The 25,453-nt window shown below is 56.9% G+C and carries 24 protein-coding genes; 11 read left to right on the top strand and 13 right to left on the bottom strand.

The features are described from left to right. The first annotated feature begins 37 nt into the window (after positions 1-37). The 3 genes from Poly51_RS01405 to Poly51_RS01395 all read left to right on the top strand — a co-directional run bounded on the left by Poly51_RS01405 (position 38) and on the right by Poly51_RS01395 (position 1,927). On the top strand, positions 38-322 hold the full coding sequence (locus Poly51_RS01405) for a BON domain-containing protein (RefSeq protein ID WP_186775269.1): 285 nt from the start codon (positions 38-40) through the stop codon (positions 320-322). A 218-nt stretch (positions 323-540) separates the two neighbouring features. Continuing rightward, positions 541-864, top strand: a complete 324-nt coding sequence (locus Poly51_RS01400; protein ID WP_186775268.1) for a hypothetical protein — start codon at positions 541-543, stop codon at positions 862-864. 109 nt (positions 865-973) lie between these two features. Beyond that, positions 974-1,927 (top strand): hypothetical protein, encoded by a 954-nt coding sequence (locus Poly51_RS01395; RefSeq protein WP_146453563.1) that lies wholly within the window; start codon positions 974-976, stop codon positions 1,925-1,927. Here Poly51_RS01395 and Poly51_RS01390 read toward each other — a convergent pair whose 3' ends face one another. Beyond that, complete coding sequence (locus Poly51_RS01390; protein ID WP_246114281.1) at positions 1,928-2,926, bottom strand: alpha/beta hydrolase; 999 nt, start codon at positions 2,924-2,926, stop codon at positions 1,928-1,930. A gap of 153 nt (positions 2,927-3,079) precedes the next feature. Here Poly51_RS01390 and Poly51_RS01385 point away from each other — a divergent pair, with 153 nt between their 5' ends. Both Poly51_RS01385 and Poly51_RS01380 read left to right on the top strand, forming a co-directional pair. Further along, positions 3,080-4,297 carry a threonine/serine exporter family protein gene (locus tag Poly51_RS01385; RefSeq protein WP_146453561.1) on the top strand — a complete coding sequence of 406 codons (1,218 nt, stop codon included), beginning with the start codon at positions 3,080-3,082 and terminating at the stop codon, positions 4,295-4,297. 177 nt (positions 4,298-4,474) lie between these two features. Continuing rightward, a complete protein-coding gene (locus Poly51_RS01380; RefSeq protein WP_222435764.1) occupies positions 4,475-5,533 on the top strand; it encodes an agmatine deiminase family protein in 1,059 nt (352 codons plus the stop codon). Positions 5,534-5,546: 13 nt separating this feature from the next. Here the strand turns inward: Poly51_RS01380 and Poly51_RS01375 are convergent, their stop codons facing one another. Genes Poly51_RS01375 through Poly51_RS01365 form a run of 3 tightly spaced genes read right to left on the bottom strand, consistent with a single transcriptional unit; the run spans position 5,547 to position 8,790 of the window. Next, entirely contained in the window at positions 5,547-6,785 is a 1,239-nt protein-coding gene (locus Poly51_RS01375) for a hypothetical protein (RefSeq protein ID WP_186775266.1), read from the bottom strand. Next, positions 6,782-8,182 carry a serine/threonine-protein kinase gene (locus Poly51_RS01370; RefSeq protein WP_146453559.1) on the bottom strand — a complete coding sequence of 467 codons (1,401 nt, stop codon included), beginning with the start codon at positions 8,180-8,182 and terminating at the stop codon, positions 6,782-6,784. The genes Poly51_RS01375 and Poly51_RS01370 overlap by 4 nt, the downstream gene beginning before the upstream one ends. A gap of 8 nt (positions 8,183-8,190) precedes the next feature. Continuing rightward, positions 8,191-8,790, bottom strand: coding sequence for an RNA polymerase sigma factor (locus Poly51_RS01365; protein WP_146453558.1), 600 nt, complete (start codon positions 8,788-8,790; stop codon positions 8,191-8,193). Positions 8,791-9,042: 252 nt separating this feature from the next. Here Poly51_RS01365 and Poly51_RS01360 point away from each other — a divergent pair, with 252 nt between their 5' ends. Further along, on the top strand, positions 9,043-9,396 hold the full coding sequence (locus tag Poly51_RS01360; protein WP_146453557.1) for a hypothetical protein: 354 nt from the start codon (positions 9,043-9,045) through the stop codon (positions 9,394-9,396). A 24-nt stretch (positions 9,397-9,420) separates the two neighbouring features. On the opposite strand, the gene Poly51_RS01355 is transcribed toward Poly51_RS01360, so the two are convergent. The 7 genes from Poly51_RS01355 to Poly51_RS01325 all read right to left on the bottom strand — a co-directional run bounded on the left by Poly51_RS01355 (position 9,421) and on the right by Poly51_RS01325 (position 17,321). After that, positions 9,421-10,440, bottom strand: a complete 1,020-nt coding sequence (locus Poly51_RS01355; protein WP_146453556.1) for a hypothetical protein — start codon at positions 10,438-10,440, stop codon at positions 9,421-9,423. Beyond that, positions 10,433-11,515: a hypothetical protein gene (locus tag Poly51_RS01350; protein ID WP_146453555.1), complete on the bottom strand. Its 1,083-nt coding sequence runs from the start codon at positions 11,513-11,515 to the stop codon at positions 10,433-10,435. Before Poly51_RS01350 ends, Poly51_RS01355 begins: the two co-directional genes overlap by 8 nt. Continuing rightward, positions 11,484-12,818, bottom strand: a complete 1,335-nt coding sequence (locus tag Poly51_RS01345) for a hypothetical protein (RefSeq protein WP_146453554.1) — start codon at positions 12,816-12,818, stop codon at positions 11,484-11,486. Before Poly51_RS01345 ends, Poly51_RS01350 begins: the two co-directional genes overlap by 32 nt. A gap of 1 nt (position 12,819) precedes the next feature. After that, entirely contained in the window at positions 12,820-13,656 is an 837-nt protein-coding gene (gene panC, locus Poly51_RS01340) for a pantoate--beta-alanine ligase (RefSeq protein WP_146453553.1), read from the bottom strand. A gap of 8 nt (positions 13,657-13,664) precedes the next feature. Next, positions 13,665-14,078 (bottom strand): bifunctional nuclease family protein, encoded by a 414-nt coding sequence (locus tag Poly51_RS01335; protein WP_146453552.1) that lies wholly within the window; start codon positions 14,076-14,078, stop codon positions 13,665-13,667. 197 nt (positions 14,079-14,275) lie between these two features. After that, entirely contained in the window at positions 14,276-16,561 is a 2,286-nt protein-coding gene (glgB, locus tag Poly51_RS01330; protein WP_146453551.1) for a 1,4-alpha-glucan branching protein GlgB, read from the bottom strand. Positions 16,562-16,643: 82 nt separating this feature from the next. Next, positions 16,644-17,321 carry a ribonuclease HI gene (locus Poly51_RS01325; protein WP_146453550.1) on the bottom strand — a complete coding sequence of 226 codons (678 nt, stop codon included), beginning with the start codon at positions 17,319-17,321 and terminating at the stop codon, positions 16,644-16,646. Positions 17,322-17,743: 422 nt separating this feature from the next. On the opposite strand from Poly51_RS01325, the gene purE reads away from it, so the two are divergent. Together purE and Poly51_RS01315 are read left to right on the top strand one after the other, a co-directional pair. After that, positions 17,744-18,250, top strand: coding sequence for a 5-(carboxyamino)imidazole ribonucleotide mutase (gene purE, locus Poly51_RS01320; protein WP_146453549.1), 507 nt, complete (start codon positions 17,744-17,746; stop codon positions 18,248-18,250). Between the two features lie 11 nt (positions 18,251-18,261). Then, entirely contained in the window at positions 18,262-19,425 is a 1,164-nt protein-coding gene (locus tag Poly51_RS01315) for a 5-(carboxyamino)imidazole ribonucleotide synthase (protein WP_246114194.1), read from the top strand. A gap of 34 nt (positions 19,426-19,459) precedes the next feature. Here Poly51_RS01315 and Poly51_RS01310 read toward each other — a convergent pair whose 3' ends face one another. Continuing rightward, positions 19,460-19,948: a VanZ family protein gene (locus Poly51_RS01310; RefSeq protein ID WP_246114193.1), complete on the bottom strand. Its 489-nt coding sequence runs from the start codon at positions 19,946-19,948 to the stop codon at positions 19,460-19,462. A gap of 121 nt (positions 19,949-20,069) precedes the next feature. On the opposite strand from Poly51_RS01310, the gene Poly51_RS01305 reads away from it, so the two are divergent. From Poly51_RS01305 to Poly51_RS01295, 3 genes are all read left to right on the top strand, one after another. Then, entirely contained in the window at positions 20,070-20,822 is a 753-nt protein-coding gene (locus tag Poly51_RS01305; protein WP_146453547.1) for a hypothetical protein, read from the top strand. Between the two features lie 20 nt (positions 20,823-20,842). Then, entirely contained in the window at positions 20,843-21,358 is a 516-nt protein-coding gene (tadA, locus tag Poly51_RS01300; RefSeq protein ID WP_146455062.1) for a tRNA adenosine(34) deaminase TadA, read from the top strand. Positions 21,359-21,429: 71 nt separating this feature from the next. Continuing rightward, positions 21,430-22,191, top strand: a complete 762-nt coding sequence (locus Poly51_RS01295) for a 3-keto-disaccharide hydrolase (RefSeq protein WP_146453546.1) — start codon at positions 21,430-21,432, stop codon at positions 22,189-22,191. A 144-nt stretch (positions 22,192-22,335) separates the two neighbouring features. Here the strand turns inward: Poly51_RS01295 and Poly51_RS01290 are convergent, their stop codons facing one another. Beyond that, positions 22,336-25,296 carry a glycoside hydrolase family 9 protein gene (locus tag Poly51_RS01290; protein ID WP_146453545.1) on the bottom strand — a complete coding sequence of 987 codons (2,961 nt, stop codon included), beginning with the start codon at positions 25,294-25,296 and terminating at the stop codon, positions 22,336-22,338. Between the last annotated feature and the right edge of the window lie 157 nt (positions 25,297-25,453).

Below are 25,453 nucleotides of genomic sequence, written 5' to 3'. Positions count from 1 at the left end.
GCACGAACATTTATCAACAACTAGAATGAACTGCATCATGAATAAGAATGAACATGCCCTGTCAATCGTCGAGCGAGTCCAGCAAGGGCTCGACCGAATGGGGATGTCGCACATCGAAGCCGTGGCTCCGATCGATCAAGTCGACGATCAAGCTTCAGAGGTCAGCGAAACTGGGGGACGCGACGTACGGCTGACGGGGGACTCCAAGCACCCAGATGATAAGGCGATGGCGTTGGCGATCGCCCGAGTGACACCGGGCGTAAAATCGGTTGTCAACGAGATCCGCGCGGTGCGACCCGTCCGCGACATCAAGAAGTCCTGATGACCACCGAACCGGTCGCGATCCAATGCGATTGAGTCCAACGAATCGCAACATCTTTAACGCAATTCGTAGAGTCTAATTGGTTTTCGTTCATGCTATTCGTGTTCGTTCCTGACTGAAGTGCCGATCATAGTGATTGGATGGCGCGAAAGAACCGTTCAGTGGGTCTCACTGACGCGGCCACTCCGATATGTCGAACGCTTGTCTGGAGATACGAAATGATGTCATGGAACTTGAAAACTGTTGTTGGATCGACCGCCGTTCTCATGGCCGCGTTTGCGTGCGCCGGTTGCAGTTCGACACCCACTCTTGGTGACATGATGAGTAGCCATGGAAAAGTCGCTGATGGATTGGGCGACGATTGGAGTCGTGGGCAAGCAATGGTCAAAAAGGGTACGAAGCTGAAAACGGAATCCGAAAAGCTGATCGCCAAAGGCCAAAGCAAGGAAGAAGAAGCAGAGCGACTTCTCGCCGAAGGGCAGCAGCTGCAACAAGCCACGCAAGTCGCATTCAAACAGCAGTTCGGAACTCTGCAGCAGTAGCGATCTGGCCCGAGTTGGCAGTGCAGTCCCCGATTGGGCGGCGGAAGGCGGTATACTGCATAGCGAGGTCAAAGAAATCGCTTTGGTCGTTTTGGATGCCGAGAACGCTATGATCAATCGCCGACAGTTTGCCGTTGCCAGCACGACTCTACTGGGTTCGACGTTGACCCATTTGGATCAAGTTGCGCTTGCCGAATCACGCAGCTTGTCAGAGAAGCGACTCGTCGAACTCGGACTCAACGCGCTGGCTCGGGCGCCCGACCAGAGCTATTTTTCGGACGGACACCGCGGCGCGTCGATGATTTCGGCCCACATGATGTGCGCTGATAATTCGTTGGACGATGTGACCGCGGCAAGGATCGTCGAGCTGTTCGATTTGAACTGGGCTTCGTCGAAGCTGTGCAAGCCCTTTCCGTCTGCGGACCCGATCGAGGATGCGGCCGAACGGGTCGGCAAGGCGCTTGCCGAAAGCAACGGTGTGCTACGCGAGGTAGGGCACGACGCGATTTTTGCGATGCACGCCATCAAAGGATTTCGGATGATGCCCGAAACGGCAACGGCCGATCGTGTCGACGGCGTTTGTCGGTTGATTCGTGCGATCAAGCCGTGGCGAGACGAAGAACCATCGGCCGACGTCGACCCGCCGCCCTTCGCCGACACGGTCGCGGCGTCGCGATTCGTGCTCAATGAGGCCAGCGACGCGATCGATCGATTCAGCGGCTACGGCCAAGGGTTCGCCGGACACATGTTGACGTTCGGCCAGTCGTTGGTCGAGATGGCGGCAATGGGCGACGTCGAGTGGGCCGAAAGTTGTCGGACCGCGTTTCGCAAGTACGTGACCGTGACGCGAAAAGGGCCGCAGTCGGGCGAACGCAAAATCAAGGATCATTCCGTAAGCGACTTGAGACCCAACGACGCAAAATACTGGCAAGCGCGTGGTGACAAGACACTCGGCATCGGACACGTCTTCAAATATCCGTATGCCTACTACGATCTGATTTCGCGTGCCAACGACGCCGAACTGGAAGCCAAGCTAGACGCCAAGGCATGGCAGCTGTTTTGATCAGCCTTTCGGCTTCGACGCAGGCTTATAGTCCTTCCACATCCAAACCAGTGTGTCGGCCAACGTCTTTTCAAAGACACGACGATCGCAGTGCTTGGTCGCCTTGCTGAAAACGAAGCGATAGTCATAGCCCTTGGCTTTCAGTGCTTCGGCCGTCCGCTCATTTGCCATGACCCAGTTGTGATACGTTTCTTCGGGGTCGTTGGCGCGGTTGTCGTGCTGGGCAACATGGGTGAAGATCCGCAACGGCTTTGTCTCGCTGTTTTCGATCAGCTTCATGCTGGAGTGATATTCCCACGCGCCGAGCGGGAACTCGGCTTCCTCGGGTGCGTCGTCGTCTTGTTGGTCAACGAACGTACCCGAGTATGTGATCAGGCGACGAAACAAATCGGGGCGGAACCATCCCATCGTTAGCGCCGCGGCGCCGCCGCTGCTGCATCCCATGACGGCTTTGCCCCAGGGGTCCGACGTGAAAGCAATTTTGGGGTAGGCGGCTTTGATTTGGGGATCGTTCAACACAGCCGGCAGGACTTCGTCATTGATGAACCGGGCAAAGCGATCCGACATCGTGTCGTACTCCAGTCCTCGTTGGCTGCCCTTACTGTCGTCGCCACCGTTTTCGACGGCGATCGCAATGAACGCCGGCAGTTTGCGGTTCGGCTTTCGAGAAATCGTCAGATTGTCGAGGGCATTCTTGACCAAGTCCAATCGGCTGGGCCCGTCCAGCGTCACCAAAATCGGTGCCTCGGTTCCATCGCGATAGGCAGCAGGAACGTAGACAAAGATTTTCCTTTCGCTGCGAACCTTCTTCGTCGGGTCGAGCGTCTTGTCGTCGCCTCGAAAGATGTTGCTGTCCGCAAGCGGCATCGAAAACTCGAACGATCGCCCTTTGCGTTTGCCCAAGTCCGTCAGGTCTGGATCGATTTCATAGTCTGGCCCGACTTGAAAGTTGCCGTTGCCGGAGAAATTTTGAGCCGACGATGTCGCGATGCTTAGCAGGAGCACCGATGTCAACGTGATCGCGGTCAAGCGGAAGGTCGGAATGCAAAATTTCGGTCGCACGGCAGTCTCATAAGATCGAGTTCGAGGATAAAACACTGCAAGCGTACTCGAATTCCAACTCCTTTGCATTCTCGTTGAGCAACCGGTCGAATGACGACAGCAGCCAAGCGACCTCTGAAGCAACAGTTCCTGATCGACGCGGCGATCATGCTGCATCGCTACGGCACGCCGTCGCACAGACTCGAACGAGTGATGGACGAAGTGTCGCAAGGATTGAATGTCCACAGCGCTTTTTTATATACACCAACAGCGCTGGTGATCTCGTTGGACGAAGACTCGGCCGCCAGTGAGATGACGGTCATCCGACGCGTCGATTCGGGTTCCGTTGATGTCGGGAAGGTGATCGAATTGGGGCGCGTGCTGGGCCAAGTCGCACGAGGCGAAGTGACCGCCGACGAAGCGATGCCCATCATTCATCGGATCGACGTGGCCCCGAGCATGTATGGGCCATGGACGTACGGGTTGGCTTGCGCGACGGCTTGTGCGGCCGTTGCTGTCTTCTTTGGCGGAACCGTCCAAGAATGGATCGCTGCGGCCGTCGTCGGAATTTTGGTGACGGTGATGGAATTGCTGCACGCGCGATGGAAACTGGAAAAGGGATTGCTCGAACCAATCGCCGGTGTCGTTGCATCGCTATCGTCGATTTTGATTGCTCGCTCGTTCGTCGGGATGGACGATCGGTTGGTGACACTGGCCGGATTGATCTTGTTGATTCCCGGGCTGCGTTTGACCGTCGCGTTGACCGAACTGGCCGTCGGGCATCTATCGGCCGGGGTTGCCCGCTTGGCCGGGGCAATGGTCTCCCTTGCGACTTTGTTCATCGGCGTAGCATTCGTATGGCGAATGATCGATCCGCTGCGGGTCGCCGACGACGCAGGAGCGGATCTGAACGTACGCGCGTTTTGGATTGCACTGGCCGTTGCCCCGATCGCTTTCGCCATCGTCTTTCGCGCCGGTCCGAAGCAGTGGCCGATCATCATGCTGGTTTCGTACTTGGGCGTGCTGGTCAGCCGGTCGATGGAACTTCGATTCGGCGTCGAAGTCGGCGCTTTCTTGGGGGCGCTGACGATCGGGTGCGTCAGCAATCTGTATGCTCGTGTCCGCGACATCCCGGCGATGGTGCTGCTGACGCCTGGAATGCTGATTCTGTTGCCCGGATCGCTGGGGTATCGGTCGCTGGCTGCTCTGCTGGAACGCGAGACTCTGGAAGGCGTGCAACTGGGCTTTTCGATGGTTGTGATCGGACTCAGTTTGGTGGGCGGTTTGTTGGTTTCGAACGCGATTGTTCCGCCCAGACGCGTTCTTTGAAGCGTTTCGATAGATCCGCAGACTCAATTTGGTCGAAATTTTCGTCGCTCGGCACTTATCACGTCTCGCCAAGATCGAAATGAATCCGTTAAAAAAGCGGTTCGTTTTTCCTACACGAGCCCATCCCTTTCCCGGGATTGATTCGTCCGATCTACCGCCGTTGAAAGCTGCCATTCGATGACCGACGCGATGCCCGACTATTCGCAATCCGGTGTCAACCTGATCGAAGATTCCACCCCCAAGGCCGACGGGTTTTATTTCCCGGCCGAATGGCACCCGCACGACAAGACCATCATGGTGCTGCCATCGCCTCAGAACTGGAGTGGCTATGGGATTTCGATGGACAAGGTTCGGATCCAATGGGCCGATGTGGCCAACGCACTGGCGGCGTTCGAAGACGTGTTGATGGTGATCCGTCCCGAAGACCGAAAGGCCGCAAAAAATATTTTCAGCAGCGAAATCGAACTGATCGAAATGCCCATCAACGACGGTTGGTCCCGCGACATCGGGCCGTCGTTCGTCATCGATGGGAAGGGCAACCGACGCGTCGCAGGATTCACGTTCAATGGTTGGGGTGCAAAGTTTCCACCGTTCGACGACGACGCGATGTTAAAGGCTCGTTTGAGCAAGCATTTCGGCGCCGACATGTACGCGATCGATTTCGTGACCGAAGGCGGTGCGCTTGCGGTCGATGGCGAGGGCACGTGTATCGCGACGCTCTCTAGTTTGTTAAACAAGAATCGCAACCCGGGTCTGGACCAAGCGACCGTCGAAAAGATTCTCAACGATTCGCTCGGCACCGAAAAAGTGATCTGGCTGGCGAAGGGAGTGGAGCCGGATCCGGTCACCGACGGTCACGTCGATGGCATCGCAGCGTTTGCGGCGCCGGGCACGGTCCTGGTTCACACGACCGACAATCGGAGTGATCCGAGTTTCAAGAGTTCGCAAGACGCGCTGCGACGATTGAGCGAAGCGACCGATGCGAAGGGTCGTAAATTGGAAGTCATCGAAGTACCGCTTGACGGCGTGGTTTCGAACTTGAACTTCTACATCGGCAATGGAGTCGTCTTGGTGCCAATCACCGAAGACCCAGACCAAGACGAACGCCCGATGGGCGTGCTAGAAGATGTCTTTGGCGACCGTTACGAAGTCATCGGCGTCAACGCGGAAGTGCTGGGCAAGGGCGGTGGCGGTGTCCACTGTGTCACCCAACAAGTGCCGACCGCCGGCGCGTAGGATTGGCCGCGACTTAAAATTCCGGCTCCCTGTCCCCGTCGACTTCGTCGTTGTCACGCCGCATCATCTGTTGCAGTCGCTCGCGGCTCTGGATTTCCGATTCCATTTTGGATCGCTCGTCTTCGTCGCGAACCTTTTCGAGCGATTGTTTCAAACGCGCGATTTCCTTTTCACCGCTTTCTCGCAACCATTCGAATTGACGTTCGTCGACTTCGATCTGGCCCTTCAGTCCCTTGACTTCGGCTTTGATCTTTTCGAGTTCCGCCGGCGGGATCGCTCCTTTTTCCCGTAGTTGAATCGACGCGTCGAGGTTGGTTTCGGCCACTTCCAACTGGCTCAATCGAAGAGCAAGGTTCCGTTGGATCTCGAAGTAACGGTTCGCTGATTCCGCCGCCGAAACATCCGAAGCCGGACGACGTCCCGACTGGCTGGGCCAGACGGCGCGACCCGGATGCAGTTGCGCCGTTGCGTCGTAAGTCTGCGGATTCTCGTTCTCTCGTAACGTCGGCAACCCTTGAATGGTTGGCGGGTTAACAGGCAACCACTCAATCGTCGACGTTTCATATCCTGGGGATTGCCCGAATGACGGGTTGGACTGTGGATTGATCCTGGTTGCCGGAGGCGGTCCGAATCCTGGTTGGGACAACGCCGCCGAGGTTCTGGGGACGTAGTTATCTAACTGCATTGCCACCGGTGTTGGTGAAACCTGCCAACGCAAATCCTCGGGAGCACCCAGCAGATCTTCGATGCGGCGCTGAACGATGGCATCGCGATTGGCGGTTCGTTTTTCGTGTAAAGCCTCGACCGTTTCCAATCGTTCTCTGGTTTGGCGAATCGATTCGGCTTGCTGGGCGTGCATCGTGTCGAACTGTTTTTCCAGGACTTCGACGAGCTGCTGTCTGATCGGCTCTCGTTCGGCGTCCGTGGATACCTGTTGATACTGGGTCCTCAACCGATCGGTCTCGGACGCTTCAGCGACCCTTGCCGGCACAAAAATCGCATTTTGATTGTCAACGGGACGATAGGTCTGCACAGTGACGGGAACTCGGCTCACTGTGCCAGTTCTTGTGTCACGCACTTCCTCGTAGCGAGTTTCCGTCCGAAATCCTGGATTCGAATCGGCAGGCAAAGACTGCTCTGTGCCTCGGAAACCATTTTCGTCCGCGTTGATCCATCGCGTCACTGACATGGGAATCGCAAACGCCGCGGTCGCAGCGGCTGCAAGCTTCACATTGCGTGATAACTTCATCATTCACTTCCTTGGTACTGGGGAGAAGAGTTGAGTTGGGATTCTAGAATGGCGAGGTCGCCCATGATCTGGTCCAGTTGCGCATCAATTCGCGGATCAATCCATTGCAGTTCATCCGGAACCGTGGGTGCAAATGCGATCGCTTTCGGTGGACGGGTAACCGTTGCTTGATGGACTTTCTCGACAGGCCACCCCCACCAAGTCGTCGTCGCGATGACGGCGATCGCGGCGACGGCGGCGCCGCGCCGCAATCCCGTTCGCTGTGTCGTCAATTCGCTTGGCAATCGGTTGACCGAAGGGTTCTGCAAGTGAGCGTGTACCGATCGCAGCAGAGTACCGGCATCTTCGGCGGTGGCGATCCGGTGATTCGGTTGGATCGTCATCAGTCGGCCGACCAACGTGTTCAACCAAGCCGGCATCCGTTCGTTGACCTGATGAATCGGCGTCGGCGATGACTCGGTAATTTTCTTCAGGATCGCCAAAGGGTTGTCGGCGCGGAAGGGCGGTCGGCCGGTGGACAGCGCGTACATCAAACTGCCGAGCGAAAACAGATCGCTGCGAGCATCGACGGCGTCACCGCGCGCCTGCTCGGGACTCATGTATTGCGGCGTGCCGGCGATCATGCCGCTGCACGTCAGCGACGCATCGTTCAGTGCTCGGGCCAACCCGAAATCGCTGATCAAAATTCGTCCGCCCGTTTCCTCGATCAACACGTTCGCCGGCTTGATGTCGCGGTGGATGACACCATTGCGATGCGCGGCGGCCAACCCGTCGGCGACTTGTGCAGCGATGCGAATGATTTCGATCAGATCAATCGGCCCTTCGCGATCGATCCGCTGTTGAAGGTTACCGCCCTTGATCAGCGGCATCACCAAATACGGCAATCGACCCGTCGGCACAACGCTATAAATCGGCACGATCGACGGATGTACGATCGCGGCGGCAGCTTGGGCCTCTCGCATGAACCTTGCCCTCGCTGCGCCGACGCCGGCGAGATGCGGCGACAGCACTTTAACCGCGACGGGACGATTGAGTTCACGGTCGTGCGCTTTCAACACGACACCCATGCCGCCTTGCCCGATGACTTCGGTAACGGGATACCGATCCAGCATTCCCATGCCCGATCCAGTCGGCTGCAGGATCGGAACCAGCCAATCAACGTCGATGCGATTTGCACTCGATTCGTCCGTCTCACCCGAAGTGGTATTACATTGTCGCAGCACGTCGATCGTTTCATCCCACAACGGATCGCTTGCGGCCAGACGTTGCAGAGACTGGCAGCATTTTTCGCAGTGAGACAAATGCGACTGGACGACCTCGCTGCGATCCGGCGGCAAGGTCTCGTCCAACAACTGACGCAGCAGTTCATCGTCGAAGTGTTTTTCAGTCGGAGCAATCATGGGACGGTTCACTCGTTCGATCGGTCGTCGACCAATTCGCGGATTCTTTTGATGATGCGACAACGGGCGACGTAAACAGCACCTTCTTCGATGCAAAGTTCTTTGGCAACGTCGGCAATGGGGTGTCCATCGATCGACGATCGCCAAAACGCGATCCAGTTCGTCTCGCCGGTACGTTGGCGAACTTCCGCCGCCGCCCATCGAAACAACTGACGTCGGCGATCCGTGTCAAATTCGGCGCTCGCAGCCTCATCGACGGCGACGAGGTCCAGATGGTTGGCGACACCCACCGCATCGATCGTCTCGCGACGCGAGGCAGATTTACGCAATCGGTCGATCGTTGCGTTGCGGGTGATGCGACCAAGCCAACCTCGAAACGTTCCGTCCTGGTCGATTTGAAAAAGTGCGATCGATCGAGAAACGGAAATCAAAACTTCTTGCACAATCTCGCGAGCATCCGCGTCCTGAAATCCTCGCCGCCGGCACATCGCGTAAATGACCGGTTCGTACACTGAGTGGAAATCTGTCCAGGCCTCGTGATCGCGCGCATTTTTCAGTCGAACCAACAGGCTCGGGCGGGTCGTCGGCTGGATTTTCAGTCCACTCATCAAAATTGCGTAATATTTTTCGCGGCGACAGCGCGCAAAACGGCTGTCGTGAAACGTTTTTGGGGGCAAGCCTACGCCCGTCTGCAAAGACTAACGGACGCGGCTGGGTGATTCTTGCGCCGCCTGGTCAAAATTCCGCCAAACGGGTGTGGCAGAGATTCTTTTTTCGCGCCTTGATTTCGTTCGATACTTGCCAATAGAGACAGTGTTCAAACACACGTGCTGACAAAACTTGAACTGGGGAAGAATAAGATGGAAGCTCGATCAGACAAAATCAAAGGCTGTTGCCCGTCGGGTCACCATGTTCGTGGCGACGTATCGATGGCTGGCCGTAAGGTTCGTTGTCCGCATTGCGACGTCGCCTTCGTATTCGCGCCACCAGACCGCGCCGTCGTCGTTTCATCGAAATCGTCGTCCGTGACAGAATCCAGCATCATGCGGATTCTGGGCGATGCCGATCCGTTGCCACCGGCACCGGTGCAACATCGCATCAAGACACGTCCGTGTCCGAAGTGTTCCGTCGCGATCTCGGAAGCCGTTGCGGTGTGTGGTCACTGCAAATGTTATGTCGGTGCGATGCCTTCATTCTTGCGAGAAATGGCCTAGCGCGAATGCTGGTACGGTCATGCTTCATCGTGTAGCCGATCGGTCATCCGGCGACGAACGCCGATTGACGACGGTCCAACGCGAACTGCGAAGCATCGAAACCATAATCTCGCACGTGCCGGATCCGAGAGCGGTTCCGTACAACGATGACGCGGCGATCCGTGGCAGGTTGGGTAACGAAAGTTGCCAATTGTACATCGACATCGCGAAAAACACGTTCGTCGCGACGACGCATAGAAAGATAAAGACGATCGCAATCCAGCGCCGATGCCTGAGGCTGTCGCTGGATTCCGTCTCCGGCGTCAACGTCACGGTCATGATGTAGATGATGGCGGCCGTCGATAGCGATCCCCAGATCGCAAAGAACGCCAAGCCAAGAATCATTTCTTCGGTGCTTATCGCCAACAGCACCGCGAATCCGATCGCGAAAAACACCGTCAACTCGAACAACGACAAAAGATTCGTCGGCGCGATCGACACGGCGCGCGGGCCGCTCTGGTGCGATAGCGTCCAAGGCGTAAACAACTGGACAAAAACGGCGACGGTGCCGGCGGCAAGAAAGTGCGCGAACAAGCAAGCGAACGGCGGTATCCAAAAGTCTCGATTCAACGGTTCGCCCAGCGCCGCCGAAAGAACCAGGATAAACGTGGCGCTACCGGGCACCGTCATCACGATCGCCACCAGAACTCGCAACATCACGGGCCGATGCCAGAACATTGCCATCGCGACGGCGAACGAAATGGCGACCATCGGCGGTACCAAAACGGTTTGAATCGCCATCATCATCGGCAGGAATGTTCCCAGCGATCCCAACCATTCTTGCGTCCACGCGATCATCAACGCGACCGTTAGTCCGATCGCGACCACCAGCATCGTGATCGAAAGAACGCCGCCGACGATACTTTCGCGCGCGTACATCGTGCGGCCGCCCGATTGAAGCAGCGACCGTCGATACGAACGCGAACTCATGTATTGCGAGATCGCGATTTGGTCGTCGGACAAATCGGACAACAGGGATTTCGGATCATCCGTCGAATCACTCACTCGGTTGTTCTCCATTTTGATCGCCGCCCCGCCGAATCACGCACTGCCAACCGCACGCCCGCAACCACCATTGACCGAGTGTGAGCGTTAGCATGAACAACGCCGTGCCGACGACGCTTGCGATCATCACGATGTTCCATTGCTGGTCTTGATTGAGCGAATAAATCGTTTCATCAAAACGCGAAAACGCGTACATACTGGCAATCAGCATCGCGATGTAACCGCACACGAATCCGACGAAGGTCCCGAACCACCGTGGGCCATCCGGATTCAGTCGTGATGCAATGACTGCGATGACACCAACCGTGGTGACGATCGCGACAACCGACGCCACAACGATTTCCCGCCAGGTGTCCCGATTGCGAACCAGCACGGCGATGGCAAAGAGTATCGATGCGATCGTGATCAGCTCTAGAATTTCGTAAGTACCGAGGCGCGGCAGTTGGCGGGGTGTCTCGCGAGCCTGCGACAGCGACCATCCGCCCCACAATTGCATCGGCAGGGATACGACCGCACAGGCGACGGCATAGGCAAGGACTTGCAACGCAACCTTCGGCCACACATCGCCGGCATCCAAAAATGCTAGAGGTTCGAGCCCGAACATCAGCATCATGACGCCTGGGGTAAGCATCATCACGGCGACGAAAAAACGTTTGGCCAGCGACACGTACCACATGGAACTGGTCACCGCAATCATGGACAAGCAAACGAAGATCGGTGCGAACGTGAACTGCACCATCGCGATCCAAAACGCAAACGTCAGGTTCATGAATCCGCCCAGGATCCAGATGCCGTAGGCCGCCGCCATGGCTGAAAGGATCCAGAACGCGCCCAAGCCATAGAACGCCATCGCGATGCTAAGTCCGTCTTCCTTCTCCAATTCCAAGGTGTACGCGCGAAGCACGCGGCCGCTGCCTGGATCGGCAATCGCTTCGTCGCTTTCGTCGGATTTTGATCGCGATTGTTTGTATTGGTCCGAAGCGAAATATGCTGCGACGGCGATCTGGTCTGGCGTCAATTTGGATTCACCGCCCGGTTCTGATTCAATCGCCTGAGTCGTCGTTGGGTTTGTCATCAGCCATTTGCCGCATCAGGTGTTCGGTCGCGATCTTACGAGTATCGGGGTTGCGAACGCACCTTTCAACTTCCGAAACCGGATCCGAACTCATTTTTGCAAGCACCGACAACAGCGCCGACGTCGCTTCGGTATCTTCGAATTTGATCGCCAGTTCGACTTGTCGGCAAACGGACGGCGATAGCGGCGCAAGGTCGGCGGCATGCCGCTGGATCAACTCGACAACCGGAATCAGGTCGAACGAAGGGTCGTTCAGCAGTTTCTCGATGCGTCGTTGAAACGGCCCAATGGGCATCGACCGCTGGCTGGCGGAATGCAGCGCCGCTAAGGCGATGGCGTTGACTCGATTTCCAATCAGCGAGCGGATCGTCGAATCGATCACGGTGTCGCCCGCCGGGGATCGGCCGAGTAACCGAATGGCCAGTACGGCGATCTCACGATCTTTAGACTGCGCGAGACGCTTCGCTGGCTCAACTGCCACCTCGGGCAGCGCGTCCTCTTTGGCGAGCGCATAGGCTGCCGCCATTGCGAATGCGGGATCGTCGCCGGCTAACCAAGTCGTGAGGTCCGACGTACTTCGATCGGTGCCGGGAATACGCTCGGCGTCGAACAGAAGTTGCCCGCCGCCCGCCTTATGCTTTGCAAAAAACTTTGTCGCCGCATCGGCCGTCTTCTTCGCATCGGGTCTCAGTGACTGCATCCAACGGGGCGACGTTTCCCCGCGAAGCCGTGCCATCAGCGCCAACGCGTATCCGATTTCCATGGCGCTGTAGTAACCGCTTCGCGACATCGACCATCCCGAGTAACCCGCCGCCGTCCAATGTGACTCTTGCAACGACGCCGTGCTGGCCAGGACGCCCAAACCCATCGCGATGGGCAACAGCGTTGTTGTCCGCGGGTGATGGTCGAGCGGACGTGGGGCGGCCTGCCCGATCCAAAAGTGGTGCGCCAACTGATTGGCGACTTCGATCGTCGTTCGAAGCGGATCGGCGGCCGCATCGCGATGAATTTCCACCTCGTCGTCGCTGTACTTTGACGCAAACGAAAACTCGTCGTCGTCGCGGACTGTCCATTGCAGGTCACGCCCATTGATTTGTAATCGCTCGGACAGTTCTGCTACCGCCGCATCCACAAATCCATTGCTGCCATCGCGATCCAATCCCAGTTCGCTGATGTCGGTGACGATGTCTGATCGAATGGCTCGATGACGGCCTAGCACTTCCACGTTGCGACGCAGCAACAACTCGATATCGACGCGTGCGAACGTTGACAACGGAGGCCGTGGAAAGAAAAGTCGAAACATGTCAATTCAACCGGCAGTTGTCGATCAATCGGGTCGTCCCGATACGTGCGGCGATCAAAGCCTGTGCCGGTCGACTCAAGTCGTCGATGCGTTGCAACGTGTGTGCGTCGACGACTTCGGCATATTGCAGTTCGTCGACCGGTTTCAAGACTTCTCGCATGGCCGATTCGATGTTCGCAATGCTCTGGTCGCCGTGATCGGCCATTTGTTTTGCCGTTCGCAGAGCCTTGGATAACGTAAGTGCTGCTTGACGTTCGTCGGATGACAGATAGCGATTTCGACTGCTCATCGCCAACCCGTCGGGATCGCGAACCGTTTCGCCGGCAATGATCTGGATACCGAAATTCAAGTCGCGGACCATTGCTTCGATGACTTTCCATTGCTGATAGTCCTTGCTGCCAAAGATGGCATGCGTGGCGGGAATCAAATGGAACAGTTTGGCGACGACGGTTGCGACTCCGCGAAAATGACCCGGGCGAAAAACGCCATCGAGCGGTTGGGCAACGGCCGGTGGTTCGACAAACGTGCTGTACCCGTCCGGATACATTTCATTGTTCGACGGTGCGAATATTGCGGTTGCGCCAGCCGCTTCGACGGCCCGGGAATCGGCATCAAAAGTCCGCGGGTATTTGTCGAGATCTTCGCCCGGTGCAAACTGAGTTGGGTTCACGAAGATGGTAACGATTGTGTGGTCACACAGGCTGGCACTCTGTCGAACCAGCGACACGTGGCCGTCGTGAAGGGCGCCCATCGTCGGCACGAGTCCAACCGTTTCAGAGCGGCGGCGAATGGACGATACCCATTGGCGGGCTTGGTCGCCCGTAGACAAGATTTGCATGGAAGGAATCAGATCGTCGACGTCGCTTCGTCCAACACATTTTCGCTCACGTAAATCGGCAGCGGCGGTGAAAACGTAACGGCAACGGCGATCGCGTCACTGGGACGTGAGTCGATTTCGATGGATGTACCGTCCTGTTTCCTCAACACGAGTTTGGCGAAATACGTGCTCTTGTTCAGGTCGCTGATGATGACGCTTTCGATCGTCGCACCGAGCGAATCCGCGATGGTCACGATCAGGTCATGCGTCAGCGGTCGCGGCGGTTCGTAGTCTTCTTTGACGCGACGGTCGATGTTGGTGGCTTCGAAGATGCCGATCAGAATCGGGAACTCGCGCTGGCCGTCGACTTCTTGCAAGTAGATGACCTGATTCTCGGTGAGCTCGGAAATGATAATCCGCGCAAGTTGCATTTTGACGGGCATGTCGGTTGATTCGCCAAAAGGTTGAGAAGGAGATGACAACGCAGGCCGTAGTATAGCGTACGTGTCGCCCCCGGACGGACCCTTGTTGACTGTTTGTGGCCCTGCGAAGCCATTCGCAGGGTGCGTGGTTTTGGACACGGCTTTGCAGCTTACTTCCCGCGAACGGCGTCGCGGGTCCACGTAGGGTTGCCCGTCTTCTAGGATTCTAGGCGAAAGATCGATACGCCCAGCGGTGGCATCGTGATTTCGATGCTGTCAGGACGGTCGTGATGCCCGACGCCGATCGACTTCACGCCGGGATAGTTGCCGACATTCGTGCCGCCGTAGGCTTCCGAGTCGCTATTGAAAATTTCTTTCCAGAAACCCGCTGCAGGCACGCCGACGCGATACTGTTGGCGTACGACGGGCGTGAAGTTACAGCAGACCAAGATCGGCGTTGAACCGTCGCTGCTTTTTCGCAGATAGACCAGAACACTGTCCTGGTGGTTCATCGCATCGACCCACTCGAACCCTTCGTGCGAAAAGTCCAAGTCGTGCAGCGATTTGTTATCGATCACGATTTGATTCAAGTCAGCGACGCACTGTTGGATGCCTCGGTGAGTTGCGAAATCAAGCAACTCCCATTGCGGTCCGTCGTCGTGATTCCATTCGTTCCACATGCCCAGTTCGCCACCCATGAACAGCAAATTCTTGCCGGGGTGAGTCCACATGTAAGCGTAGAGCAGTCGCAAGTTTGCAAACTTTTGCCACATGTCGCCTGGCATCTGCGACAGCAACGATCCTTTGCCGTGGACCACTTCGTCGTGCGACAGCGGAAGCATGAAGTTTTCGGTAAAGGCGTATATCAAACTGAACGTCAATTCGTTTTGGTGAAATTGACGATGGATCGGTTCGTTGTGGAAGTAACGAAGCGTATCGTTCATCCAACCCATGTTCCACTTGTACGTGAATCCCAATCCGCCATCGTGTACCGGACGCGACACGCCCGGCCACGCGGTTGATTCCTCGGCCGCGGTGACGACGCCCGGGAATTTTTCGTGAACGACGGAATTGAATTCTCTTAAGAATTCGATCGCGCCCAAGTTTTCGCGACCGCCGTATTCATTGGGTACCCATTCGCCCTCTTCGCGGCTGTAATCCAAATACAGCATCGATGCGACTGCGTCGACGCGCAGGCCGTCGATGTGATACTTTTCCAACCAAAACAAAGCGTTCGCGACGAAGAAATTGCGGACTTCGTTTCGACCATAGTTGGGAATCAGCGTTCCCCAATCTGGGTGCTCGCCTTGGCGAACGTCGGCGTGTTCGTACAGCGGCGTACCGTCGAATTTGGCCAACCCGTGTCCGTCTTTGGGGAAGTGGGCGGGAACCCAATCGACGATGATGCCGATATTGTTTTGGTGCAGGTAATCGACAAAGTACATGAAGTCATCGGGCGAACCGTGACGGCTGGTCGGTGCAAAGTATCCGACGGCCTGGTAGCCCCATGATCCCGTGAACGGATGCTCGTTGATGGGCATCAGTTCGACGTGCGTGAAGTTCATTCGATGGCAATAGTCGACCAAGCGTTTGGCGAGATCGCGATAGTCCAACCATCCGTGCGAACGTGTGCCACCCTGTTGCCAGCTGCCCAAGTGAACTTCGTACACGTTCATCGGTTCGTGCATCGGATTCCAATCGCGACGCGACTCCATCCATTCGTCGTCCGACCACGTGTGCTTGGACAGGTCGGCGACGATCGATGCGGTCAACGGCGGCAACTCGGCCGCGAACCCGACCGGGTCTGCTTTATCGATCCACTGGCCGTGAGCATCGCGGACACGGAATTTGTAGCGATCGCCGACGCGAGCGCCCGGTACGAACAATTCCCAAATGCCTTGGTCGCTGCCTTGTGCTGTATGAGCACGTCCGTCCCAACCGTTGAAGTCACCGACGATCTGGACCGTTTGCGCGTTGGGCGCCCAGACGGCAAAGTTGACACCGTCCGTGCCATCGACGGTGCGAAGATGGGCACCCAATCGATCGTAAAGTTGATGATGCCGACCTTCCCCGATCAGATAGCGATCAAAATCCGTCAGAATGGAAGGCACAGAATGCGGATCGGGCATGTCAATCATTTCACCGTCTCGGTTGGTAATCTGGATGCGGTACTTGGTGTTGTTTTTCGCAGCTTCATGCTCACCGTCTAGGCTAGCAGTATCTTCGCTTCCATGGTGTTGCGCGTCGATCGCATCATTGGAATCGTCGGAAATATCGCAAATTGCCTCGAAAAAGCCGCCTGGGTGCAACTGACGCATCGGCCGACGCGTACCGCTTGTAGTATCAATGATCCACGCCGCCTTGGCATCTGGCAAGAAGCTGCGCACCGCAACAGCCGCTTGTCCCCGATAATCCACAGGATGGATACCTAAGATACTGCTAGGGTTCTCGTGAGTCCCGTTGATGAGGCGTCCAATGCTTGACAGCGAAACTTGAGTTTGCATGAGAGATCGATTTTACGTAACGAAGTTCGAGGGGCAGGTGAGTTCGCGAGCATGCGGGCGCCATCGGCGACCACGTCTCGTCCTAGGTTTGGCAAAGGTCAGCGGCCGAGAACCGTCGCCTTGCCGTGTTGGATTCGGATGAAGCAGCCGTTCCGAGCAGCCATCGGCGAAGCTGGTCTTTCGGGCCCGCATCGACGCGCCGTGTCGGTACGCCGACGTGTCCTTGGTCGATTCGCAAGTGCGTTGCGCCATCGGTCGCAGTATTCGAAGCACCTGCAAACGACTCGCTGGGTTCGAGCGTGCGGTGAACCGACGGTGCGGCAACGGTGCTGACCAACCGTGACGAAACCAAACACGCTTCGACGCGATGGATCGACAACGCGCGATCGACGCGACGCCAAAGATCGGCATGTTGGACGTCGATGCGGCGACCAAAGTGTTCCCACACGAAGTTGTTCTCGCGCCAACGTGGAAGCGAGTCCGACAACGATCGGATCAAGTAGCGGTTCGTGCTCAGCAAGGTGACTCGCGAAGCACCCTCGATCGATTCGAGACCTCGCACCGTGGCCAGCAACGTCAAGCGATTCAAATCGCCAAGGTCGTCGTCGCTGGCTTCGAGGATCAATTCGCCGCTTGCCGATTCAAGCGTGAACCGCCAGTTGCCTTGATTGAGTTCGATGGACTGGGCCTGGCACACCAGCAAGTAGTCCGAGCAAACAGCTTCCGACGAAATGGGGTTAGGCGTGGAGGGGACGTTCACAGGAAATGATTCCAGTTCGATGGGTCTATCGCACCACCAACGACTCGCCTTCGTCGTCGATAGCGCAAAAATGGGAAAGCTCCGATCCATCGGAAGTCCACGGATGCTCAAAGCGTGCTTGGAAAGCTCGCTTCGACCGCCGCATGAACTACGTGTTCGGCAAACTTTACCCCTCACCCAAACTTTGTCTGGAACAAAAGGCTTCTCTTGTTTGACATGCCCCGGATCGAAACCTATATCCGGCACGATCGGAAACAATAGAGGCGACAGCCGCACCGGGACACGATCGCAGCGGCTACCGCCGAGCCGATTCGCAAGCTCTTTTCACGGGCCTGATGGCTCTCCATCCGTAGCCATCCGGCGTCGCATCGCTTAAAACCGGCCTCTCGATTACGTTTCATTCACCTCCGAAGAACTACGTCATGCCCGAAACCGAATTTGGCCCCACCAAAGCCCTCGTCGGCGTCATCATGGGCAGCCGCAACGATTGGGACACGATGATGCACGCGTCGGAAGTGCTCGCGGAACTGGGCGTCGAGCACGAGAAATTGGTCGTTTCGGCCCATCGTACGCCCGCTCGGATGGTCAATTACGCCACTTCCGCGGCGTCCCGCGGTTTGCAGGTCATCATTGCTGGCGCCGGCGGCGCCGCTCACTTGCCTGGGATGGTTGCATCCGAGACGAATTTGCCCGTGATCGGTGTCCCTGTGCAAAGTCGCGCCCTGCAGGGACTCGATTCGCTGCTTTCGATCGTCCAGATGCCCGGCGGAATTCCGGTTGCGACGATGTCGATCGGAAAGTCGGGTGCTCGGAACGCGGGTATCCTTGCCGCCCGCATCTTGGCACTTTCCGACGATGCCCTCCGTATCCGTTTGGAAACGTTTGTCCAGCAACAGACCGATGCGGTGTTGGAATCAGCCGAACTTTGATGAGCCAGCCCATGAACAATCGCGATGAAAAGAAAATGAAAATGAAAACGATTCTTCCGGGATCCACCATCGGGATGGTCGGTGGCGGACAGCTCGGACGGATGTTCGCGATCGCCGCTTCATCGATGGGCTATGACGTGGTCGTCTTTTGCGAGGGCGTCGATACGCCGGCTGCCCAAGTCGCCAGCGGATCGGTCGTCGGGAAGCTAGATGACAAGGACGCGATGGATGCTTTCGCCAGTCAGTGCAATGTGATCACGCTCGAATTCGAAAACATTCCCGCCGCAACGATTGCGAGGTGCGAGCAATTCGCGTCGACGTATCCGTCTGCATCCGTGTTGGCGACCGCGCAAGATCGCTTGATCGAAAAAAACACACTGCAAGATTCCGGCTTGCCGGTCACGCCCTTTGCGAAAGTGAACGATGCCGAATCTCTAAACGCCGCTGGCAAGACACTGGGTTGGCCGATGGTCGTGAAGACGGCTCGCAGCGGTTACGACGGCAAGGGGCAATCGAAAGTGGAATCCGCCGCCGATGCGGAGCAAATCGATTGGACCGCATGTGACGCATGGATCGCCGAAAAATGGGTGCCTTTCGATTGCGAAGTCTCAGTGGTCGTCGCCCGACGTGCCGACGGAGTGTCGAAGTGCTTTCCGGTTTTCGAAAATGCACACGCCAACCATATTTTGGATGTGTCGGTCGTCCCCGCATCGGTGTCGCCGGCGGTTTCCGAAGAGGCCAAACGAATCGCCACGTCGGCGGCCGAGACTTTGAACGTGGTCGGATTGTTGTGCGTCGAGTTCTTTGTCGACGGCGAAAATCTGATGATCAACGAAGTCGCACCGCGACCGCACAATTCGGCGCACTTGACGATCGAAGCGTGCGTCACCAGCCAGTTCGAGCAGCATGTCCGCGCCGTGTGCGGCTTGCCATTGGGATCGACGGAACTGAAGTGCCCGGCCGCGGCGATGGCGAATTTGTTGGGCGATGTTTGGACCGGCGCAGCCTCGTCGCCCGCTTGGGACCGCGCACTCGATGACGCCGACGTGTCGCTTCACTTGTACGGAAAACGCGAAGCCAAACCGGGACGCAAGATGGGCCACCTGACCATCACCGGTCGTGACGCGACCGACGCAAGGCAACGCGTCGTTGCGGCACGTGATCGACTGAAATAGCGAGTGAACCTCTGCAGCAGCCGCCAGTTGCGGCCTACAACATCTGCATTCGCTGATTCCGCATGACCGTCACATAGCGTGCAAGGACATAGACCGAGATCGCGGTCAGTACCCCCGCCGCATCGGCGACGAAATCCATCACGTCCGCCTGGCGGCCCGGAACCAGCATTTGCGTCAATTCGTCAAAGGCGGCATAGGCCATCGCAACCAGCGCGATGATGCCGAATCGCTTCACCAACTTTTCGGAAGTGGTGGCGTAACACATCAGCATCGCCAAGCCAAAGAAGGCACTGAAATGCTTGATTTTATCGTTCACCCGCGGCGAAAAATCGTGGACTGCGGGCAAATGTGTACCCGTGAATATCGCGATCCAGTAGACTGTGAGTGCGACGATTGCCAGTCGAACGCCTAGCAAAGAGATTTTGGTGACCGGACGCATCGGCAAGGCTTCGATCAAGTAGGCTGGCTGTTGTTTCCAATCCGTGCGGAAACTTTTTCGGACGAGTGGGCGAGACTGCAGCACGTGGTTACTCGTTTGGGAATGGAACCGTCGTCGTATCCAGATTTCCGATCGGCACATCTCATAAGGCCGGCAAAATCGACAGAGTCCGCATTCCTTCCATCGATATTTATAGGTGCCGTTCGTGAATCGTTTTGCGACATGCGTCGTTTTTTCGTTTTTGCTGTTTTCTTTGCCGCTAGCGACCGGTGACGACCCGGTGTCTGCCCCCGTCGCTGAAGCGGATATGCCTGGGAAGACGGTCGAGAAACCGGACTCGGCCCCAAAATTCGATTGGCGGCCTATGACGGGCAAGTGGGTCAGTAGCCAATTCGGCGGCGACGGGTCTTTGGAAATCAAGCCAGACGCAAAGAGCGGCGATTCGGTCAAATTGGGGGTCGGTGATCCGTTGTCGGGCGTGCGATGGGAAGGCGATGCGCCGAAAGAGAGTTTCGAGATAGAAGTGGAAGCGCGCCGTACCGATGGCTTCGATTTTTTCTGTGGCTTGACCTTTCCCGTCGGCGAAAAGAACGTGACCTATGTGCTGGGCGGTTGGGGCGGCGGTGTCGTCGGCATCAGCAGCATTGACGGGCTTGATGCCAGCGAGAATTCGCAAACGTATTACCAAACCTTCGAGAACGGTACGTGGTACAAGGTCCGCGCCCGTGTGGACCCCTATCAGATTCAAACTTGGGTCGACGATAAATTGTCGATCGAACAGCCTCGCGAAGGTCACTCGTTTGGTTTGCGTTATGAAATGGAAGTCTGCATGCCGATCGGCATCGCCGCCTACATGTGCGACGTCGAATATCGGAAACCTCGTATCCGCTCGCTAACCGAAACCGAATTGGCGGAAGCGAAGCTGGCTGCCGAGAAACGCAAGGCGGAAGACGAATGATTTTGCGTAGCGACCAACCGATGGATGACGAAGGTGATCGTGGTGGCGACGGCGACGAGGGAATCCTATTGGCTCAGTTCGATGCCCACTGGATGACCCGTGCGCTCGAGCAAGCTCATGAAGCCGCCACGGCCGACGAAGTACCCGTCGGCGCCGTGATCATCCGCGACGGCGACTTGATTGCGTCGGCATCGAACCAACGCGAATCGCTTCACGACCCGACCGCGCATGCCGAGATGATTGCGATCACACAAGCCGCCGCGTCGATCGAGGATTGGCGGTTGGAACGGTGCACGTTGTACGTCACCCTTGAACCCTGTCTGATGTGCGCCGGCGCGATCTTGCAGTCGCGAATTCCTCGCATCGTTTTCGGCGCATCGGACCCCAAAGGCGGCGCCGTGACCAGTCTGTACCGAGTGCTTGAAGACACCCGGCTGAATCATCAATGTTTGGTCACGTCCGGCGTGATGGCCGAGGCGGCAGGACGAATTTTGACCGATTTTTTCGCGTCAAAGCGAGCTATGGGTAAAAAGTAGCGTCGCGTTACCGACTATCCTGTTGGACATCGTGCCCGTCCACTTTCCCTCGCTTTCGTGAGTTCTTTGCAATGCGACGTACTTTTGCGTTCACCCTGTCCGCCATCCTTTCCCTGTCGATCGCCGGATTCTCCGGCGCGGAAGAATATCTCAACGGCATCACCTGGGACACTCCGCCGATTGTGACACCCGGCGAAACGGACAACGCGCCACCGGCCGACGCGGTCGTCCTGTTCGATGGCACGGACTATTCGAACTGGAACGGCGCCGAAACGTGGACGATCGAAGACGGCGCGGCCATCGTTGGCAAGGGATTCATCGTCAGCAAAGATGAATTCGGTGATTGCCAACTTCACGTCGAGTGGTCGGCGCCGCTGCCCGCCGAAGGCACCGGCCAAGGTCGTGGAAATAGCGGCATCTTCATGATGGGCAAATACGAATTGCAGGTGCTGGATTCTTACGAGAACGAAACCTATCACGACGGCCAAGCGGGTGCGATCTACAAACAAACGCCACCGGCGGCAAACGTCAACCGAAAGCCGGGCGAATGGAACACTTACGACATCGCGTGGACAGCGCCACGATTCAATGAAGATGGATCGCTGAAGTCGCCGGCCTACATGACGGTTTTCTTGAACGGTGTGTTGATCCACAATCACTTCGAACTCAAGGGGGATACTCCCTTCAATCGTCCGCCGGAATACAAGGCGCATGGCGAAAAGGGTCCGATCTCGATCCAAGATCACAAGAACCCCGTCCGCTTCCGCAACATTTGGGTCCGCGAATTCAAGCAAGCCGCGGGCGAACAAACCGCAGAACCGTACCTGCGATAAGCGTTCGGATTGACAACGTGGGATAGCATTCCAGGCTGTCATTTCAGGCGAGTTTCAATGACAACCTGGAAGCCTCTCCCACTTGTTGTTCGCACCGCGCGACGGGTCGCTCGTGGGAACTCCCGGTAACTCTTGGGAGCCCGCCTAGCGAAAAGCCAAGTACCCCCAAACAAGGACGTTGGGGGTCCATGCGTCGACGGTGAATTCTTCTAACATCGGCCAACCGCCCAAGTCCCAGTACGCTTCGTGCGTCGGCCAGGCGTACGGGTTGGGCTGAGTGACGTTGCCGATGACCCATTTTATCGGCCAAGTGGTTCCTTCGTCATTCCATTTTTCGAAGTCGATGTTGCCGTACGGCGTCAGTCCTTCGGGCACGGGTTGGCCTGTGAATCGTGCGTCCAACTTGAAGACATGTTTGACTGGGTTGGCGCCCACGCCGGTCGTGTAAACGAGATTGTTGGGGTTGCACCCGCTTTGGAACTGAGTCGCTTGGACGGCGCCGATCAGGTATTCCAGTTTGCCGGTCAACGCATGCGCGCGTGTCATGTCATACGCGTCAGCAGTCGAATAGAAGCCGATGAATTGCGGTTTCCATGGATCAACGCTGGTCACGTTGAATGCGTTCTTCGATGCATACTCCATTCCGCGAACGGCCAGTCGTTCGATTGCTGCAATGGCTTTTGTTTTTATCCCATCGTCGCCCATGCCCGGCGGAAGCCGCGCGTAGTGAAACGCATGGTCACGCTGGATCGCCGTTCCATAACGGAACAACTCCGGTTGATCGGCAGTCAGCACCGTGTTTTCGAGAAAAACGTCGTGATACCGTTCGTCGCGTGTTGTGCGATAGAGTTCCAGTGCGGCAAGGTTGCGATAGTCGGTGGCTTCCCACGTCGACGGACGATCTTTGGTGAGTCCCGCTGCTTCGTCACGATCAAAATCGAGTTCCGCAAATGCCATGGCTCGCTTGCCACTTTCAAGGAAGTCCGCCGCTCGGCCCGCATCAAACGGTTCGATCAATCGAGACAAGCGGGCTGCGACAGATGCGTAACACCAACTGGATAAGTAGTCCGGCGCGTACGCATAGCTGGGAAAACTGTTGTGCCAACTGGTTTCCATCGGCCTCGGATCGCCGCGACTTTCTAGCCCCATGCCGACACCGCCGTTTGCAAGCTGTAACCGACGGAAGCAGGAGAACTCAAAGACCGCTTCGGCAAGCATGTCAGGCAGATCTCCGTCCTTCGGAATGTTCAAGTCGAACGTGCGAAGCCGCTCGGGAAACTGATCGAAGAGTTCTAACATGGCCATCGTCACTCGCATGTGAGTGACTCGGCGAGGGTTCCAGTCACCCGCGTCGTGATAGCCGCCCCAACCGGGCGCAGGTTCGCCCGTGTCGCCGGCAACCAGTTGCTCGAACGCTTCGTTGCCTGCCTCGACGGCTCGATAAGTCGAACGCGTCACGCGATAACCGTCTTCCGGATTCATGTCGCGCGGCTTGCGAAAGTTCGTGAGCGGTGGACCGAGTTCGATGCCGGACCGATTGTTGTACAGACCACGTAACTGCGATCGCCATGCCGACGTCCAAACATCTTGCCCTATGGTAAACGGATACGAACAACCGACTCCGTCGACGACAACGCGGTAACGACCGGCTGTTCGAAAATCGCTGAAGTCCATTCGTGCGACGTCGGTCCCATTGAAGTTGGCCGAGCGAGCCATCGCTTCCGGTTTGCTTGATGGGAAGTGACACTCGCCCGTTCCACGATGAGCCACGCGTCCGGTCGCATCGTCGACGATCGAAAACGGAAAGCGTTCCGGTTGCTTTTGCGGTCCGCCGGTACCCAACCAGCACGATACGAACGCTCGCTTGACGGGATCGTCAGTCCGAAAGCCGATTTGATGCACATGCACCGATTCGCTACGAACGGTACGCGGATCGAAAGTCAGCGTGGCCTCGCTTTTCTGAGTGTTGAGTCGTCCCATGGCAACATTCATCGTCGAACCCGCCGAGATCGGTTCGGAAAGATGCAGATAGAGCGTGTGGTGAAGCGAGAGTTCCCGCGATCCTTGTGCCCAACCGTTGACGCGTGACTTTCGCGAAACACGCACAGGCGTGAACGCAGGATTTCCGTCGATTCGGATCTGGAAGTTTTCGGGATCGTCGGCGACAAACAGCAACAAGGGATCTCCGGAGACTCGTTCCCACGTTACCAACCAATTTCGGTCATTGCCGATCAACGAACCGATGGTTTCGCCGCCGCGAACCAACTGATACTCGACCACATCGCCGTTCTGATCTTTGCGCTGGACGATCGTATCGTCGGGTTCGGATCGGTATGCTTGATGCTTGCAAGTCGACATTTTCCCCGCAAGAATTTCGATCGCCACGACGTCTGCCGCCGCCATGCTGGTTCGCACCACGCGCGGCGAATTCTCGGTTCGTTCAGAGAACTGTTCCAGCAAACGATTTTGTTCTTGCAGTTTTTCTTCGGCTTGTTTCGACTTTTGATCGGAGGATCGTTGTCGTTCCTGCAGCATTGATTTCGTTGCTGCTACAACGGCGACTTGGTCAATTTGGATATCTGCCGCAACGTTCCCGGCCCAATCGCCCGTGATCTGCCACTGCACCACACGATCGACCTCCATCGGACCATCGACAGGTTCTTCGGTGGAGTTCGGCGCTTGCAGCGAAGCACCATCGCGAGGCGTGATCCAGTGCCATTGGCCATCCGAAGGCGGCAAGTCGAATTGCCAAACGGGCTTGTAGTCGCTTTCACATACCAGGATCAACCGAACGGATTGCATTTGGTTGTTGGGGCCCGTTCTAACGCGCATCGCGGGTGACCCATTTTCATTTTCCGTTAGATCGATCGAGACGTTCAATCCCGCGCCGCCTTGATTGGTGACGCCCGCGATGATTGCGATTCCGTCGGTCGTCTTGGCTTTGTCCTGCCACGTTCCATAGGCAAACAAGAACGGTTGATCAAAGTCGGCAATCACCGCTTGTCTCGGCGGCGATGTCGGTTCCTGAGCATCGGCCATCGTTTGAGTCAAAAGACAGCAAGCGACAGTCGCGAATATCTGGTCGGGTCGAATTGGAAAACGCATCGTGATCTGTCGCCTGAATTCATAGGGCTTTGAGTATCGACGTTCGCGGTCGGTTGCCCATTGTAGCCCGCCCAGTTGCGGTCGCTCAGTTGCGGTCGCTCAGATGCGGTCGCTCAGATGCGCCCGCTCAGTGCCGCCCACCCGGGCTATTCGCATT

This window comes from Rubripirellula tenax, from assembly GCF_007860125.1.
Classification (GTDB): domain Bacteria; phylum Planctomycetota; class Planctomycetia; order Pirellulales; family Pirellulaceae; genus Rubripirellula; species Rubripirellula tenax.
The sequence above is the reverse complement of the archived record's forward strand: the minus strand, read 5'-3'. Positions and strand labels throughout refer to the sequence as shown.

Excerpts from the sequence above, each read along its gene's own strand:
- Poly51_RS01345 (WP_146453554.1), bottom strand. The coding sequence starts at position 12,818 with ATGTTTCGACTTTTCTTTCCACGGCCTCCGTTGTCAACGTTCGCACGC.
- Poly51_RS01400 (WP_186775268.1), top strand. The coding sequence starts at position 541 with ATGATGTCATGGAACTTGAAAACTGTTGTTGGATCGACCGCCGTTCTC.
- Poly51_RS01385 (WP_146453561.1), top strand. The coding sequence starts at position 3,080 with ATGACGACAGCAGCCAAGCGACCTCTGAAGCAACAGTTCCTGATCGAC.
- Poly51_RS01405 (WP_186775269.1), top strand. The coding sequence starts at position 38 with ATGAATAAGAATGAACATGCCCTGTCAATCGTCGAGCGAGTCCAGCAA.
- glgB (WP_146453551.1), bottom strand. The coding sequence starts at position 16,561 with ATGCAAACTCAAGTTTCGCTGTCAAGCATTGGACGCCTCATCAACGGG.
- Poly51_RS01365 (WP_146453558.1), bottom strand. The coding sequence starts at position 8,790 with ATGAGTGGACTGAAAATCCAGCCGACGACCCGCCCGAGCCTGTTGGTT.
- Poly51_RS01360 (WP_146453557.1), top strand. The coding sequence starts at position 9,043 with ATGGAAGCTCGATCAGACAAAATCAAAGGCTGTTGCCCGTCGGGTCAC.
- Poly51_RS01290 (WP_146453545.1), bottom strand. The coding sequence starts at position 25,296 with ATGCGTTTTCCAATTCGACCCGACCAGATATTCGCGACTGTCGCTTGC.
- Poly51_RS01350 (WP_146453555.1), bottom strand. The coding sequence starts at position 11,515 with ATGACAAACCCAACGACGACTCAGGCGATTGAATCAGAACCGGGCGGT.
- tadA (WP_146455062.1), top strand. The coding sequence starts at position 20,843 with ATGGATGACGAAGGTGATCGTGGTGGCGACGGCGACGAGGGAATCCTA.
- Poly51_RS01295 (WP_146453546.1), top strand. The coding sequence starts at position 21,430 with ATGCGACGTACTTTTGCGTTCACCCTGTCCGCCATCCTTTCCCTGTCG.
- Poly51_RS01380 (WP_222435764.1), top strand. The coding sequence starts at position 4,475 with ATGACCGACGCGATGCCCGACTATTCGCAATCCGGTGTCAACCTGATC.
- Poly51_RS01395 (WP_146453563.1), top strand. The coding sequence starts at position 974 with ATGATCAATCGCCGACAGTTTGCCGTTGCCAGCACGACTCTACTGGGT.
- Poly51_RS01335 (WP_146453552.1), bottom strand. The coding sequence starts at position 14,078 with ATGCCCGTCAAAATGCAACTTGCGCGGATTATCATTTCCGAGCTCACC.
- purE (WP_146453549.1), top strand. The coding sequence starts at position 17,744 with ATGCCCGAAACCGAATTTGGCCCCACCAAAGCCCTCGTCGGCGTCATC.
- Poly51_RS01315 (WP_246114194.1), top strand. The coding sequence starts at position 18,262 with ATGAACAATCGCGATGAAAAGAAAATGAAAATGAAAACGATTCTTCCG.
- panC (WP_146453553.1), bottom strand. The coding sequence starts at position 13,656 with ATGCAAATCTTGTCTACGGGCGACCAAGCCCGCCAATGGGTATCGTCC.
- Poly51_RS01375 (WP_186775266.1), bottom strand. The coding sequence starts at position 6,785 with ATGATGAAGTTATCACGCAATGTGAAGCTTGCAGCCGCTGCGACCGCG.
- Poly51_RS01370 (WP_146453559.1), bottom strand. The coding sequence starts at position 8,182 with ATGATTGCTCCGACTGAAAAACACTTCGACGATGAACTGCTGCGTCAG.